This window comes from Prolixibacter bellariivorans ATCC BAA-1284, from assembly GCF_000621705.1.
GTDB lineage: Bacteria > Bacteroidota > Bacteroidia > Bacteroidales > Prolixibacteraceae > Prolixibacter > Prolixibacter bellariivorans.
Window position 1 is genome coordinate 501,734 of record NZ_JHXO01000005.1, and the last position, 13,374, is coordinate 515,107.

Genomic DNA, 13,374 nt, shown 5'->3' on the forward strand with positions numbered 1-13,374 from the left:
CCATGTAAAATTCGCTGTTTATTCACTTTATCGTCAGAGTAATCATTAATGTAAAAGCAACCACTTTGTCGCGGGCAAACGGAATGAAGTTTTTTCAAGCATAAGGTTAGGTGATTTACAGTTTAACTTTATATGCCATCACCCGGTTATCCGCAAATGTTGGAACCAACATAACATTCTTCGAAGGTATAAATTCAATATCGGCTGCATTGATGTTTTTATCAGTCGTATCGAACAGGACTGATTGACCCGTTGCCGAAACTATCTGGACTTTCCCTTTCCAGTCGGAGACAATGTACTTGCCATTTCCAACTGCTTTCAAGCCGTCAATTCCACCTGAAAGTGATACCAGTTTCTCTACCTTGCCGCTAACCGGATCGGCAGAAAAGATGCCGTTATTTGTCCCAATTAGTAAATGCCCTTTTTCGCATAACAACCCATTAGAGCCGGAAAGAGGAGCTACTTTTCCCCAAATTCCAAAAACACCATTTTCCAATTTATAAATTCTGCCAGTCCTGGAATCTGAAACATATACCGTCCCGTTTTTGCCGACTGCAACGTCGTTCAGAAATTGTGCTTTGGGCGCTTCATAAAATTTAACTTCCCGGGGATTCGTCAGCGATATTTCGGCGAGTCGATCGATATCGGAAACATACAGCTTGTTTTGGTAGATGGCCATTCCTTTTGGGGCATTCAAACCCGTGGCAAATTTCAAATCGATAATTTTACCGTCGGGAGAAAGTTTGGAAATAAAGCCTTCGCCATTCTTCTCGGTAGGACTTCCATTAACATTGGAAACAAACAGGCAATTCTGGCCGGCATCGTACAGTACCGACTCAGGTACTTTTAACACTCTTTCAGTTTGCCAAAGTGGAGTAACAATTTGTGCATTCGATGTGACTGCTACCAGCAGCAGGATGAGCAAGAATCCAAGATGTGATTTCATCGTTTTATAATTTAGTTTTTACTGATTTTAGTGGAATTATTTTGGTGTAGTTTCCAGATATTGGTCTAATAATTACCGATCGTAATATCGACCGGATGATCTAAGATACGGTAGCTTTCAGTAAAAGAAAAGCCTAAGCTACAGACTTCTTTCTGGTGAACGTTGCCAGGAACGTAACCACAACACCGGACAGGAACAACAGAACTACCGCCGGAATATTCAGCTTGTAATCAGGGAGAACAACACCCGCCTTATGCAGCTTTGTCAGATAATAAACTGTTAGAAAAACCAGACCGTTATGCATGGCATGCCCTGTAATGGCGGCCAGTATTGAGCCGGTCCGTATGCGTACCCAACCGAGAATTAAGCCGAGTAAAAATGTGGCTGGAAATTGCCAGGGGTTGAGGTGAAACAACGCAAAAAGCAAGGCGGTATAGAATATGGCCAACGCTTTCGGATAGTTCCGGATAAATCCCCGCATAATTAGTCCGCGGAAAATCAGTTCCTCCACAATCGGGGCAATGATAACAACCCTGATAATTCCACCCCATACTCCCAGATCGGAATCGAAGAGGCGCGAGAACATTTCGATGAACCACCCCGGTGGCGGAAGTAATTTTTCAAAAGCAACATTTATTTTCCCCAATGAAAGCTGTAACGCTACCAACATCAGAAGCAATCCCGGAATCACAAAAAAGTTGTAAAGCCTGAATGGAAATACATTGCCAATCTTTAGTCCCGTTTTACGGTATCCCCAATATAAAATGAACAGCGTTGAACCAAAGAAAACCGGGACCTTTACCCACGGTTCATATAGCCAGTCGGTGCCGTGATAATAGTCGTATAGTGCCAGCGGAAAATCAATCAGTGTCTGTATAAAGGTGTACAGTACCACCAAATGGACTGCTGCCCAGAATGTAGGGTAGTATTGCGTCTGTTTTCTGTTCAAATCTGGGAGAATTATTACCGAATATAGATAAAAATGTATGATTCGTTGTACTTAACCATAAAAAAGGAGGAACCCTGTGGCTTCCTCCTTCTAAAACAGTGATTTCATAGTTAAGTTTAGATGTTCTTTTTCGCCAAATAAAAGTCCATCATTTCATAATCCGATTTTTCGCGTTCTTCCATCGCTTCTACCGAGGTTGGCGGCGGTACAATTACCTTGTCGCCCGGTTGCCAGTTCAACGGCAGTGCTACTTTGTGCTTATCGGCTGTTTGAAGGGCTTTTAGTGCGCGGACAATTTCATCCATGTTTCGTCCTACATTCAACGGGTAATACATAATCAATCTGATAATCCCATTCGGATCAATAATAAAGACGGCTCTTACGGCAGCGGTGGTTGCTTCACCCGGCATAATCATACCATATTTCATTGCAACTGTCATGTCCAGATCAGCGATGATTGGGAAATCGAACAGTACGCCACTTAGTTTTCTCACGTTATTCACCCAGGCAATATGTGCGTGAATACTGTCAATGCTCAATCCGATTAGCTTACAGTTCATATCCTTGAACTCTTTGTGCCGGGTTGCAAAACCACTCATTTCAGTTGTGCAGACCGGCGTGAAGTCAGCGGGATGGGAGAATAAAATCACCCAACTTCCTTTGTTGTATTCCGAGAATACTAAATCGCCATACGTTGTGGTAGCTTTGAAATCCGGAGCTTTATCACCGATACGGGGCATGGGATTTTCGATATGTTCATCCATAATTGAATTTTTTGAGATATTAGTTTTAATTTTTCATGAGTAACTTAAATTTACGAGTATAACCTTCAAAAGTCAAGGCGATTCATACTTCTTAACTTTCAGATAGAAAACTGTTTACATTTAACATAGCATTATGAGTGTGTTTTGCGGTAATGATATCTGAAGACCATCTATCGCAAGAAAGATTTTTGTATTCAATAACTTACATCCGAATGCAGCGGAATGAAGAGTTGGTAAAACCGATTTTTCGTACTTTATTTGTTTCTGAAACCGTTACAAGCAGTCGTTTCTGAGGATTTGTTTTCTTTTTGAAATCCCGATGGAAAAAATCAGATAACTGTTTGATATTTTAATCAAAAAGTAGTTACTTTGCGAACTGTTTGAAAAATGTAACGGACGGAAGTAAAAAATACTGAAATGTCAAGAGTTTGTCAGATAACCGGAAAAAAGGTGATGGTGGGTAACAATGTTTCTCACTCAAAGCGCAGAACTAAGAGAAAGTTCCAAGTGAACCTCTTTCACAAGCGGTTTTACCTTCCCGAGGATGATCGTTGGATTAACCTGAATGTTTCTGCCGCCGGGTTGCGTGTCATCAATAAAAAAGGATTGAATGCTGCCCTGAAGGATGCGAAAGCAAAAGGTTATATTGATAACATCTAAAAAGGAGCTTGAAAAATGGCAAAGAAAGGTAATCGTGTACAGGTAATTCTGGAGTGCACCGAACATAAAGAAAGTGGAATGGCAGGGACTTCCCGCTATATTTCCACTAAAAACCGGAAAAACACTCCGGATCGTCTGGAGTTGAAAAAATACAACCCGATTCTTAAACGTGTAACCGTTCACCGGGAAATAAAATAATTTGAATCATGGCTAAGAAAGCAGTTGCAACACTTCAGAAAGGTGCCGGAAAATCTTATTCCAAAGTAATCAAAATGGTGAAATCGGAAAAAACCGGTGCTTACACATTCGTTGAGGAAATGGTTCCCAACGATATGGTTAATGACTACTTCAAAAAGTAATTCATATTTCCGTACTAGAAAAGAAAGCTTTCGTCAATTGCTGATGAAGGCTTTCTTTTTTTATATCCAGCAACAAATTTGAACCGGGGCTTTTTAACGGCAATTTTGTATCTTCGCCCTGCAATAATCTGATACCATGGGGATATTTAGTTTTACCAAGAATAAAAAAGAGAACCTGGATAAAGGTTTGGCCAAAACCAAAGAGAGCGTTTTTTCCAAACTCTCGCGTGCTGTGGTTGGCAAATCGAAGGTCGATGACGAAGTTCTCGATAATCTGGAGGAAGTTCTGATTACTTCAGATGTGGGCGTCGATACCACCTTGAAGATTATTGAACGCATCGAGGAGCGCGTGTCCAAAGACAAATACCTTGGTGTGAGTGAATTGAATGTTATCCTGAAGGAAGAAATTGCCGCTTTGCTCGAAGAGAACAATTCGACCGATGTATCTGATTTTGAATTGCCCGATCGCCCCGAGCCTTATGTGATTATGGTCGTTGGTGTGAATGGTGTAGGGAAGACCACAACCATTGGTAAATTAGCTCACAAGTTTAAAGCTGCCGGCAAGAACGTTTATTTGGGAGCAGCTGATACGTTTCGTGCAGCAGCCATCGACCAGTTGCAGATTTGGGCTGACCGGGTTGACGTTCCGCTGGTAAAACAGAAAATGGGTTCCGATCCGGCTTCAGTCGCTTACGATACGCTTCAGTCGGCCAAATCCAATGGAGCCGATGTGGTAATTATCGATACGGCCGGACGCTTGCACAACAAGATCAACCTGATGAATGAGCTTTCGAAAATCAAGAATGTGATGCAGAAGGTTTATCCAGGGGCTCCCGACGAAGTATTGCTCATCCTTGATGGTTCAACCGGACAGAATGCCTTTGAACAGGCCAAACAATTTACCAAGGCTACCGAAGTAACTGCACTGGCTTTAACCAAATTGGATGGTACTGCCAAAGGTGGAGTCGTGATTGGTATTTCCGACCAATTTAAAATTCCGGTGAAATACATTGGTATTGGTGAAGGAATAGAAGATTTGCAGATATTTAACCGAACTGAATTTGTCGATTCGTTGTTTAGCTAACGGATTCGGTAAATCGATAGATTGTTGGATGCCGTTTGTGCATCCTTTTTTTGTATATGCCGGAAAACATTCAGTAAAAAGGATATAGTGATGAAGAAAAAAGTGAATGTGGTAACCATGGGATGTTCGAAGAACCTGGTTGATTCAGAATTGTTTTTGAACCAGCTTCAGCATAATGGATACGATGTGGTGCATGACTCGAATGATACCGATGCCCGGATTGTGGCAGTCAATACGTGTGGGTTCATTCTGGATGCGAAAGAGGAATCAGTGGAAGCAATTATGAACTTTGTCGACGCCAAGAATAAAGGCATGGTCGATAAAATTTTTGTTTTTGGTTGTCTGTCGGCTCGCTATCGCGATGAATTGGTTGCCGAAATCCCGGAAGTGGATGGATTTTACGGAAAGTTTGAGGTGAAGAAAATGATCACCGATCTGAAGGCCAATTACTATATGAGTCTCAGCAACGAGCGTTACTTAACAACGCCCTCTCATTATGCCTTTCTGAAAATATCGGAAGGTTGCGACCGGACTTGTTCCTATTGTGCCATTCCACGCATGACCGGAAAGCATATTTCCAAACCGATGGAGGACATTATTGAGGAAGCAACGCTGCTGGCGAAGAAAGGTGTGAAAGAACTGCTGATTATTGCGCAGGATTTGTCCTTTTACGGTATGGACCGGTACAAAAAAAATATGCTGGACGAGTTGCTCAATAAGCTGGCCGATATTCCGGGTATCGAGTGGATTAAACTACACTATGCTTATCCGGCTGGTTTTCCACATAAGATTCTGCCGGTAATGCGGGAGCGGAAAAATATTGCCCGTTACCTCGATATCGCTTTGCAGCATTCAAGCAACCGGATGCTGAAAATTATGCGCCGGAATATTACGCGGGAAAAGACCATTGAATTGTTGAACCGTATCCGGAAAGAGGTTCCCGGAATTCATATTCGTACAACCATGTTGGTTGGGCATCCCGGCGAAACGGAAGAGGATTTTGAAGATTTGAAGTCATTTGTTCGCGAAATGCGTTTTGAACGGCTGGGTGTTTTTCCTTATTCATTTGAAGAAGACACTTACGCCGGCGAAAACTACAAAGATGATGTTCCCCAGGAGGTAAAAGAGGCACGTGCAGCTGAACTGATGGAGATCCAACAGGAGATTGCCGCCGGGATTACTGCTGAGAAAGTGGGAACAGAAATGAAAGTCCTCATCGACCGCAAAGACGAAGACTTTTATGTTGGCCGTACCGAATTTGACTCACCCGAAGTGGATGGTGAAGTGTATATCGATAGTCAGGGTAAGGAGCTGGAAGTAGGAACTTTTTGTCAGGTCGAAATTACCCATACCAACGATTATGATCTTTATGGAATAACAAAATAAACCCCGAATTGAAAAGGTATAAATATGCATATTTATACCTTTTTTTTGTTTCCATCAGTTAGCTTAATTTTTTATCTTTTTTTACCTAATGCCTTAGAATTTAAGCTTCTTTAGTAAACATATTTGTCTTCTAGCTGTTGTTTCTAATAAGTTAATCACTAAAAATTTAAAGCTATGGACAAATATGGTTATGGAATTCTCGGAACATTTGTGATTGGAGCAGTAGTTGGAGCATCCGTAGGACTACTGTTCGCGCCACAGAAAGGCGAAGACACTCGTAAGTGGATTGGCGATAAACTGGGTGAGCTTGAAGGCGAAGTTGAAGCTATGGGCAAGAAACTGAAAACACAGGAATCAAAAGCTGAAGAGGTATTGAACAAAAAAATTCAGGATCTGGAGAAGCAGCTAAGTGAACTGTTGAAGAAGTCAAAAACGGCAAGTGAAGCCAAGTAACGTATCCTATAGACAATAATTAAATGCTTATGAAAGATAACCTGACAGAAGATGCTGAAAAGCTGAGCCAAAACTTGAAAGAGTACGTTTCGGCCAGAATAGAATTGCAGAAGCTGACGTTTGTCGAGGAAAGTACACGTGTTTTTTCACGGTTTTTCTCAACGACAATCATTTGGCTGCTGGCTATTCTGGTACTGTTTTTTGCTTCTATCGGATTAGCTATTCTCATTGGTCAGTGGCTCGAAAATCCGGCCCTTGGATTTTTTATTTTAGCCGCGGGACTGGTGGTTTTTGGACTTATATTCTACCTGTTAAGCAGGAAGTGGATAGAACAATCGGTTCTATCCAATATCTACAACATGGTTTTCTCTCAGAAAAAAATGCAAGAGGATGATGATGAAAAAGAATAGAAAACTACGAAGTTTAAAAGATGTGGAGATGGAACGTCTCAGAATGGAGTACGAAGTATTAATGGCTGAGCATCGGTTGAATATCAGTTGGTTATCCATTCGAAATGAAATAAGTCCTGAAAATATTGCGAGAAGCTTGATGGCCAAAGCTTTGCTTCCGATTATTACGGGGGTGAGACAATGGTTGTTAAACCGAAGCAAATAGCATTTGATTCTTTACAAAGGATAAACAAGGGAGCACTTTTTGATGCTCCCTTGTTTATTGTTGGTTACTTCCCCATTCTAATTCCGGAAAGATCGTACGGAGGTGCGGTTATTCCACGATTGACAAACTTGACATCGGCAATGGAATAAAACGCATTGGGATTATGTTGCTTGATTATGTCGGCTACATTATTTAAATCATTTCGCTTCACGATGCTGTAAATCATGCTGACCCATTTTCCGGTAGCTCCTTCTGCATTATGATGTGTGATACCGTATCCCGCATTCTTCAGGGCATTAATCAGTTTGGTCGAATCCATCCGGGTGATGATTTGAAGCTGGACAATGCCAACAGCAAGTCTCTCTTCAATCATCAGACCAATAAAGTTTCCGGCAGCAAAACCTCCTGCATAAAAAATGTAGCATACCCAGTTGTCGAGGTTCTGGACAATTTTACTCATGGCCAGTATCCAGATAAATACTTCAAAGAAGCCCAGTATCGGCGCGACATTTTTCTTTCCTTTCGACACCATAACAATGCGAATGGTTCCTACGGTTACATCCATAATCCGTGCGAAGAATATCATCAACGGAAGGAGCAGGTAATTGAATAGATTTGAATCGATGAAGTTAGCATCCATTGGTCTGTTGGTTTAAGTTTTTGGCAAAATATGAAAAAACCCGGGAAATTGTCCCGGGTAGTATCTTTTAAAACTCTGACTTAAAATGGAAGCTTAGTTCCGGAAAATCACGTTGAGCCATATCCAATATAAATGGCGAATCGGCCATAAAGACGTCTCGTCCGTGTTTGTCTTTAGCCATTTTGTTGTGTTTTCGCTTTTTGAAATCAGCCAGTTTCTCTTTGTCGTCACTTTCAATCCAGCATGCTTTGTACATCGAAAGATTTTCCCACCGACACTTGGCGTTATATTCATGTTCTAGCCGGTATTCAATTACTTCAAACTGCAGTGCTCCAACAGTCCCAATAATTTTCCGGCCGTTCAATTCGCTGGTAAAAAGCTGAGCAACACCTTCGTCCATCAGCTGGTCCACTCCCTTATTGAGCTGTTTGGATTTCATCGGGTCGGCATTCTCGATATATCGGAAAATTTCGGGTGAGAATGATGGAATTCCTTTGAAATGCAGGTCTTCACCTTCGGTAAGCGTATCACCAATAATAAAATTACCAGTATCCGGAATACCAACAATATCGCCTGGATAAGCTTCTTCGATAATTTCTTTTTTGGAAGCCATAAAGGCTGTCGGGCTGGAGAATTTGAAATTCTTTCCCAATCGCATGTGCTTGTAATTGGTATTCCTCTGGAAGGTTCCGGAGCAGATTTTGACAAACGCAATCCGGCTTCGGTGGTTGGGATCGATGTTGGCGTGAATTTTAAAGACAAAGCCGGTAAATTTCTCCTCCGACGGCTCGACATCACGTTCTTCAGCATCTTTCGGGCGTGGATGAGGAGCAATGCGTACGAATGTATCCAGCAACTCGTGGACCCCGAAGTTGTACAATGCACTTCCGAAGAAGACGGGTGCCAAATCTCCGGCAAGATATTCTTTTGCATCGAATTCGGGATATACGCCTTCTACCAGCTCCAACTCTTCGCGCAACACATCAGCATCGTTTCCGATGTAATTTTCCAGTTCGGGAGAATTGAGATCCTCAAAGTTGATACCTTCTTCAATTTCCGTAATACTGGGATCGAAGAGTTTCAGATTTTTATCAAAGATGTTGTAAACTCCTTTAAAATCGGGACCATCGTTGATGGGCCAGCTTAACGGACGAACTTTAATTTTTAACTGTTCTTCAATCTCGTCCAGTAAGTCGAAGGAATCTTTTGTCGGGCGGTCCATTTTGTTGATGAACACAATTACCGGCGTTTTTCGCATCCGGCATACATTCATCAGTTTTTCCGTTTGTGGTTCCACGCCTTTTGCCGCATCAATGACAATGATGACGCTGTCAACAGCCGTCAGCGTACGGAACGTGTCTTCCTGGAAATCCTGGTGACCGGGTGTATCCAGAATGTTAACCTTGTAACCCTGGTATTCGAATCCCATCACGGAAGTGGCCACCGAAATTCCCCTCTGACGTTCAATTTCCATGAAGTCAGAAGTCGCACTTTTCTTGATTTTATTGCTTTTTACCGCTCCGGCCGTATGGATGGCACCCCCGAAAAGCAATAACTTTTCGGTTAATGTGGTTTTACCCGCATCAGGGTGACTCACAATTCCAAAGGTCCTGCGGCGTTTTATTTCTTCTTTAAAACCCATAACTAACTTTTGAGTGGGCAAAGATAGCCTTTTTCGGACATCGGAGAAACCTTGGGGAATGAAAACAAAAGGGTTACCTCGTGCCTGTTCCGGGTACTTCGTAAACGCCTCTCGTGTGAGGAGCAACCAGACTTTTAAGTGTCCGGACTATGCGGGCTGATAGAAGTTGAGTGCAATGGTTCCGCCTGCAAAATTTCGGGAAGAGTGATACTTTACGGGCAGGCCATCAATAATGTTGTTCAACTCACCATTTTTTCGGTAATAACGGAAATTGCGGTAATGGTCGCCACCGACCATAAACTCGGCAAAAGAAACAGCTTTCTCGGCAATCCATTTACGGTTTTCGGTGAAATGGTAATCGACAATGATCAAATATCCATCGGGCTTTAGTACACGGAGCATTTCTTTCAGAATCAGGCGTCCTTCTTCCGGGCCTTTTTCGTGTAATGCCAATGAAATCAGTACTACATGAAAATGATGGTCACGAAAGGGTAATGCGGTGGCATCGGCCTGGACATAATCTATGCCGGACGATTTTTTACGAGCCACTTTTAGCATGCCATCCGAACGGTCGACTCCGGTGCACTGAATTCCATTGTCAGCCAACCGACGTAGCTGGCTGCCGGTTCCGCAGCCGACATCCAGAATGTTCGTTATTTTTAAATTGACCAGCGATTCTGTCAGATTTTTTCTTAATCCGGTTAATACCGGTTCCACTAACGGATCATAAATACGGGCAAACCAATACGACTCCATTCTTCACGATTTCAGTTCCTCAAAAATTTCTTCCAGCACATCCAGTGGCAGTTCTTCCGGATGGGTATAACGAATGCAACTTCTTCCGATGCTGGCGTTCGCAAACCGATCACGGTATTTCTCAATTTTTCGACCGTCAAACAGATAAAACGTCAGGTATTTCTTTTGTGAGGCAATGGCACAGAATGGTTTGTACGTAGGCATCCCATATTCCATTGTTTCTTCAATATCAGGAAAGTATTTCTGAATCATCGAACGAACCCTGGCAATAACCCGTGCCCGATCTTCCGGGATTGTCGTCAGATACTCATCAACGGTAATGGCTTCTGTTTTCATGACGTTCGTATTAGTGTTTGACTTGTGTACAGCGGATGTACCAAGTTAACAAAATATCATGATATGTGACTGTTTTAATTTATGAAACATACAAGATGGATACATGGTTTGCATGCTGTATGGCATCGCTATGTCGGTAAGAAGGATAAAAAAAGAGGAGAGTAGCCTCTCCTCTTTATATTTTCAGTTGGTTTGAATGGTTAGGAATAACGAATCGTTTGACTAATAATCATCCTCATCGTCGAAATCCTCTTCGTCATCATCATTTAATTGATTATAACTCTTAATTTCTTCCCAATCGTCCAGATCTTCATTTAGTTCTTCTTCGCTTAAGAGATAGGCATTTTTCTCTTTTCGGCGAATTCTTTTCGGACGGAGCGAATCATCTCGGCCATCCATTACATCCCGGTTTCTTTTAAAATTCTTTTTTTTCATAACGTGATGATTAATATCCGTTTCGGCTTGCGATATCGGAATAAAACTATCAAATTCTGATATTAATTTCAACTTAAAATTTACATCTAAATTCAAGGAAAAAGTATGCTCTTTAACTTAATTCGGATGGATATCTTCTGGTATCATTCCAGAGCTGAAGGAATATCGCCTTTTCATCATTTGGCGGTTGTTCTGTTGCGGATGCTTATTTATTCTTTTGTTTTTTAATTTGTTAGTTGTTAATTGTTTATGTTCGTAGATGCGACTTCGATTATTTATTGGTAATTATACAAATCTTTTTAATTAGTTTGCAACCTAAAATTGAAAAATAAACGCTTTTTTTCATTGTAACACTCTCTATAATAACGGAAAGAATCTGATTACATTATATGCGCCACTTATTTTTTATTCTGTTTTTTGTATTGTGCTTTTCTGTTTCTGGCAATGGTCAGTCACAAAAAGAGGTAAATCCCCGAGTTCAGCGTGAGTTTAACGAAGCAAAACAGCTGTTTCAGCAAGGGAAAAACAACGAAGCGGTTGATAAGCTTCAACACGTGCTTCAAATGGATAATCACTTCGCAATGGCTCACTTTGCTCTGGCCGATATTTATCATTGGGAAAAGAAGAAGGATTTGGAAGCAGCACATTTAAGGGCTGGTTTGGCGGTTGATTCGGTTGATTACCCGCAAGGATTCTATTTTCTGGCAATGCTCGAATATCAAAAAGGAGTGTATGATACGGCTGTTGTTAACCTAAAGCGTTATTTCAGGCTTTCGCCCAAGAAGGAGAATGGCGCAAGGCGTTTGCTGAAGTCAGCCGAATTTGCCAGTTATGCGGTGCAGCATCCGGTTCCGTTTCATCCTGAAAATCTTGGTCCCGCAATTAATACCAGCGAAAACGAATATTGGCCCAGCCTGAATGCGGAAGCGAATCAATTGGTGTTTACGCGATTGATTACTGTTGATTCGACCGGACAGTCGCTGCGTTTCCCTCAGGAAGATTTTTATTCTTCGCATCTGGACAGTGCCGGTTGGTCCGTGGCTGAACCATTGGGGAAACCAGTGAATACTCCCGATAATGAAGGCGCACAATGTATTTCGGCAAACGGAGACTTATTATTCTTTACGGCTTGCAACCGGGAGGACGGCTATGGGAGTTGCGATATCTATTTTACGGTAAAGCGTAACGGCAAATGGATGAAGCCACTCAACCTGATGTCGCCTGTGAATACCCGCGGCTGGGAATCGCAGCCATCTGTTTCGGCCGATGGCCGCTATCTTTATTTTGCCAGTAACCGAAAAGGAGGGAAAGGGAAAATGGATATCTGGCGCGCTGAAAGAACCAGCATTACGCCATCGGGTTTACCGGTCTATGGAAAAGTAACCAATATGGAAGCGATTAATACGCCCGGAAATGAGTCGTCTCCGTTTATACATGCCGATGGTAAAACACTTTACTTTGCGTCTGATTACTGGCCCGGTTTGGGCGGGAAAGATTTGTTTGTATCCAGAAATGAAGGAGACGGTTTTTCAGTTCCCGAAAATTTGGGGTATCCAATTAATACGAACGAAGATGATGACGGCCTGATTGTAGATGTGACAGGACGGAATGCTTATTTTGCTTCGAACCGGGAAGGGTATGGAGGAAGAGACATTTTTCATTTTGTCCTTCCGGAAGAGTTGAGGCCTGATGCTGTAAGCTACGTTGCCGGCAAAGTATTCGATGCGAAAACTTCAAAACCACTTGCTCCGGTTGTGCAGATTATTAATCTGCAGAGTGATAGTATCTACGAGCAAACCCGGCCTGATGCTTTTGACGGACATTTTCTTTTGTGCCTTCCGGCAGGAAAAGATTACGCGCTAAATGTCGAAACTCCCGGCTATCTGTTTTATTCCGAACATTTTGATTTAACCAAGTCCTACGAAAAATCGAAACCATTTCAGTTGGAAATTGCACTTCAGCCAGTGAAAGCCGGAAGTGTAACCGCTTTACGAAATGTGTTTTTCGATACAGATTCGTCAGCGCTGAAGCCGGAATCTTTCCTGCAGTTGAAACAGGTTTTAGCATTTATGGAGAAGAATCCGCAGTGGATGGTGGAAATTGCCGGCCATACCGATAATACCGGAACAGACGTTCATAATCTCAAGCTTTCGAAACAGCGGGCGCAAGCTGTGGTTAGTTATTTGGAAGAAAAAGGTATCTCCTCTCAGCGTTTAGTTGCCAAAGGTTATGGAGCTACTCAGCCTGTTGCCGACAATACAACGGCAGATGGACGAGCCCGTAATCGGAGAACCGAGTTTCGTCTTGTGAAAAAATTGGAGATTAATCAGCAATAAAAAAAAGCCGGAA

Annotated in this window: 17 protein-coding genes; 9 read left to right on the forward strand and 8 right to left on the reverse strand. The window is 42.2% G+C overall.

Going from position 1 to position 13,374, the window contains the following annotated elements:
- Positions 1 to 115: 115 nt before the first annotated feature.
- The 3 genes from T426_RS0105260 to T426_RS0105270 form a co-directional block, all read right to left on the reverse strand.
- Positions 116 to 946 carry an SMP-30/gluconolactonase/LRE family protein gene (locus T426_RS0105260; protein ID WP_025864583.1) on the reverse strand — a complete coding sequence of 277 codons (831 nt, stop codon included), beginning with the start codon at positions 944 to 946 and terminating at the stop codon, positions 116 to 118.
- A 133-nt stretch (positions 947 to 1,079) separates the two neighbouring features.
- On the reverse strand, positions 1,080 to 1,895 hold the full coding sequence (locus T426_RS24970) for a CPBP family intramembrane glutamic endopeptidase (RefSeq protein WP_027585378.1): 816 nt from the start codon (positions 1,893 to 1,895) through the stop codon (positions 1,080 to 1,082).
- A 116-nt stretch (positions 1,896 to 2,011) separates the two neighbouring features.
- On the reverse strand, positions 2,012 to 2,659 hold the full coding sequence (locus T426_RS0105270) for a peroxiredoxin (protein ID WP_025864585.1): 648 nt from the start codon (positions 2,657 to 2,659) through the stop codon (positions 2,012 to 2,014).
- A 417-nt stretch (positions 2,660 to 3,076) separates the two neighbouring features.
- On the opposite strand from T426_RS0105270, the gene rpmB reads away from it, so the two are divergent.
- The 8 genes from rpmB to T426_RS0105310 all read left to right on the forward strand — a co-directional run bounded on the left by rpmB (position 3,077) and on the right by T426_RS0105310 (position 7,216).
- On the forward strand, positions 3,077 to 3,319 hold the full coding sequence (gene rpmB / locus T426_RS0105275; RefSeq protein ID WP_025864586.1) for a 50S ribosomal protein L28: 243 nt from the start codon (positions 3,077 to 3,079) through the stop codon (positions 3,317 to 3,319).
- A 15-nt stretch (positions 3,320 to 3,334) separates the two neighbouring features.
- Entirely contained in the window at positions 3,335 to 3,517 is a 183-nt protein-coding gene (gene rpmG, locus T426_RS0105280) for a 50S ribosomal protein L33 (protein ID WP_025864587.1), read from the forward strand.
- An 8-nt stretch (positions 3,518 to 3,525) separates the two neighbouring features.
- Positions 3,526 to 3,678, forward strand: coding sequence for a DUF4295 domain-containing protein (locus T426_RS25480; RefSeq protein WP_081782436.1), 153 nt, complete (start codon positions 3,526 to 3,528; stop codon positions 3,676 to 3,678).
- Between the two features lie 136 nt (positions 3,679 to 3,814).
- Entirely contained in the window at positions 3,815 to 4,762 is a 948-nt protein-coding gene (gene ftsY / locus T426_RS0105290; protein ID WP_025864588.1) for a signal recognition particle-docking protein FtsY, read from the forward strand.
- 90 nt (positions 4,763 to 4,852) lie between these two features.
- Entirely contained in the window at positions 4,853 to 6,148 is a 1,296-nt protein-coding gene (rimO, locus tag T426_RS0105295) for a 30S ribosomal protein S12 methylthiotransferase RimO (protein ID WP_199898587.1), read from the forward strand.
- 174 nt (positions 6,149 to 6,322) lie between these two features.
- The gene (locus T426_RS0105300) at positions 6,323 to 6,601 is read left to right on the forward strand and encodes a YtxH domain-containing protein (protein WP_025864590.1); all 279 of its coding nucleotides are present in this window, start codon (positions 6,323 to 6,325) and stop codon (positions 6,599 to 6,601) included.
- A gap of 29 nt (positions 6,602 to 6,630) precedes the next feature.
- Positions 6,631 to 7,011, forward strand: a complete 381-nt coding sequence (locus T426_RS0105305) for a phage holin family protein (protein WP_025864591.1) — start codon at positions 6,631 to 6,633, stop codon at positions 7,009 to 7,011.
- 28 nt (positions 7,012 to 7,039) lie between these two features.
- The gene (locus T426_RS0105310; RefSeq protein ID WP_153637592.1) at positions 7,040 to 7,216 is read left to right on the forward strand and encodes a hypothetical protein; all 177 of its coding nucleotides are present in this window, start codon (positions 7,040 to 7,042) and stop codon (positions 7,214 to 7,216) included.
- A gap of 64 nt (positions 7,217 to 7,280) precedes the next feature.
- Here T426_RS0105310 and T426_RS22830 read toward each other — a convergent pair whose 3' ends face one another.
- From T426_RS22830 to T426_RS0105335, 5 genes are all read right to left on the reverse strand, one after another.
- Positions 7,281 to 7,856, reverse strand: coding sequence for a DUF2179 domain-containing protein (locus T426_RS22830; RefSeq protein ID WP_025864593.1), 576 nt, complete (start codon positions 7,854 to 7,856; stop codon positions 7,281 to 7,283).
- Between the two features lie 67 nt (positions 7,857 to 7,923).
- Positions 7,924 to 9,498 carry a peptide chain release factor 3 gene (locus T426_RS0105320; RefSeq protein ID WP_025864594.1) on the reverse strand — a complete coding sequence of 525 codons (1,575 nt, stop codon included), beginning with the start codon at positions 9,496 to 9,498 and terminating at the stop codon, positions 7,924 to 7,926.
- 147 nt (positions 9,499 to 9,645) lie between these two features.
- A complete protein-coding gene (locus T426_RS0105325; protein ID WP_025864595.1) occupies positions 9,646 to 10,254 on the reverse strand; it encodes a class I SAM-dependent methyltransferase in 609 nt (202 codons plus the stop codon).
- A gap of 3 nt (positions 10,255 to 10,257) precedes the next feature.
- Complete coding sequence (locus tag T426_RS0105330; RefSeq protein WP_025864596.1) at positions 10,258 to 10,590, reverse strand: iron chaperone; 333 nt, start codon at positions 10,588 to 10,590, stop codon at positions 10,258 to 10,260.
- A 222-nt stretch (positions 10,591 to 10,812) separates the two neighbouring features.
- Positions 10,813 to 11,025: a hypothetical protein gene (locus T426_RS0105335; protein ID WP_153637593.1), complete on the reverse strand. Its 213-nt coding sequence runs from the start codon at positions 11,023 to 11,025 to the stop codon at positions 10,813 to 10,815.
- A 389-nt stretch (positions 11,026 to 11,414) separates the two neighbouring features.
- On the opposite strand from T426_RS0105335, the gene T426_RS0105340 reads away from it, so the two are divergent.
- Positions 11,415 to 13,361 carry an OmpA family protein gene (locus tag T426_RS0105340; RefSeq protein ID WP_025864598.1) on the forward strand — a complete coding sequence of 649 codons (1,947 nt, stop codon included), beginning with the start codon at positions 11,415 to 11,417 and terminating at the stop codon, positions 13,359 to 13,361.
- Positions 13,362 to 13,374 lie beyond the last annotated feature (13 nt).

Bases quoted from the DNA above. Each gene is read 5' to 3' on its own strand.
- T426_RS0105260 (WP_025864583.1), bottom strand. From the start codon at position 946: ATGAAATCACATCTTGGATTCTTGCTCATCCTGCTGCTGGTAGCAGTC.
- T426_RS0105270 (WP_025864585.1), bottom strand. From the start codon at position 2,659: ATGGATGAACATATCGAAAATCCCATGCCCCGTATCGGTGATAAAGCT.
- rpmB (WP_025864586.1), top strand. From the start codon at position 3,077: ATGTCAAGAGTTTGTCAGATAACCGGAAAAAAGGTGATGGTGGGTAAC.
- rpmG (WP_025864587.1), top strand. From the start codon at position 3,335: ATGGCAAAGAAAGGTAATCGTGTACAGGTAATTCTGGAGTGCACCGAA.
- T426_RS25480 (WP_081782436.1), top strand. From the start codon at position 3,526: ATGGCTAAGAAAGCAGTTGCAACACTTCAGAAAGGTGCCGGAAAATCT.
- ftsY (WP_025864588.1), top strand. From the start codon at position 3,815: ATGGGGATATTTAGTTTTACCAAGAATAAAAAAGAGAACCTGGATAAA.
- rimO (WP_199898587.1), top strand. From the start codon at position 4,853: ATGAAGAAAAAAGTGAATGTGGTAACCATGGGATGTTCGAAGAACCTG.
- T426_RS0105300 (WP_025864590.1), top strand. From the start codon at position 6,323: ATGGACAAATATGGTTATGGAATTCTCGGAACATTTGTGATTGGAGCA.
- T426_RS0105305 (WP_025864591.1), top strand. From the start codon at position 6,631: ATGAAAGATAACCTGACAGAAGATGCTGAAAAGCTGAGCCAAAACTTG.
- T426_RS0105310 (WP_153637592.1), top strand. From the start codon at position 7,040: ATGGAACGTCTCAGAATGGAGTACGAAGTATTAATGGCTGAGCATCGG.
- T426_RS22830 (WP_025864593.1), bottom strand. From the start codon at position 7,856: ATGGATGCTAACTTCATCGATTCAAATCTATTCAATTACCTGCTCCTT.
- T426_RS0105320 (WP_025864594.1), bottom strand. From the start codon at position 9,498: ATGGGTTTTAAAGAAGAAATAAAACGCCGCAGGACCTTTGGAATTGTG.
- T426_RS0105325 (WP_025864595.1), bottom strand. From the start codon at position 10,254: ATGGAGTCGTATTGGTTTGCCCGTATTTATGATCCGTTAGTGGAACCG.
- T426_RS0105330 (WP_025864596.1), bottom strand. From the start codon at position 10,590: ATGAAAACAGAAGCCATTACCGTTGATGAGTATCTGACGACAATCCCG.
- T426_RS0105335 (WP_153637593.1), bottom strand. From the start codon at position 11,025: ATGAAAAAAAAGAATTTTAAAAGAAACCGGGATGTAATGGATGGCCGA.
- T426_RS0105340 (WP_025864598.1), top strand. From the start codon at position 11,415: ATGCGCCACTTATTTTTTATTCTGTTTTTTGTATTGTGCTTTTCTGTT.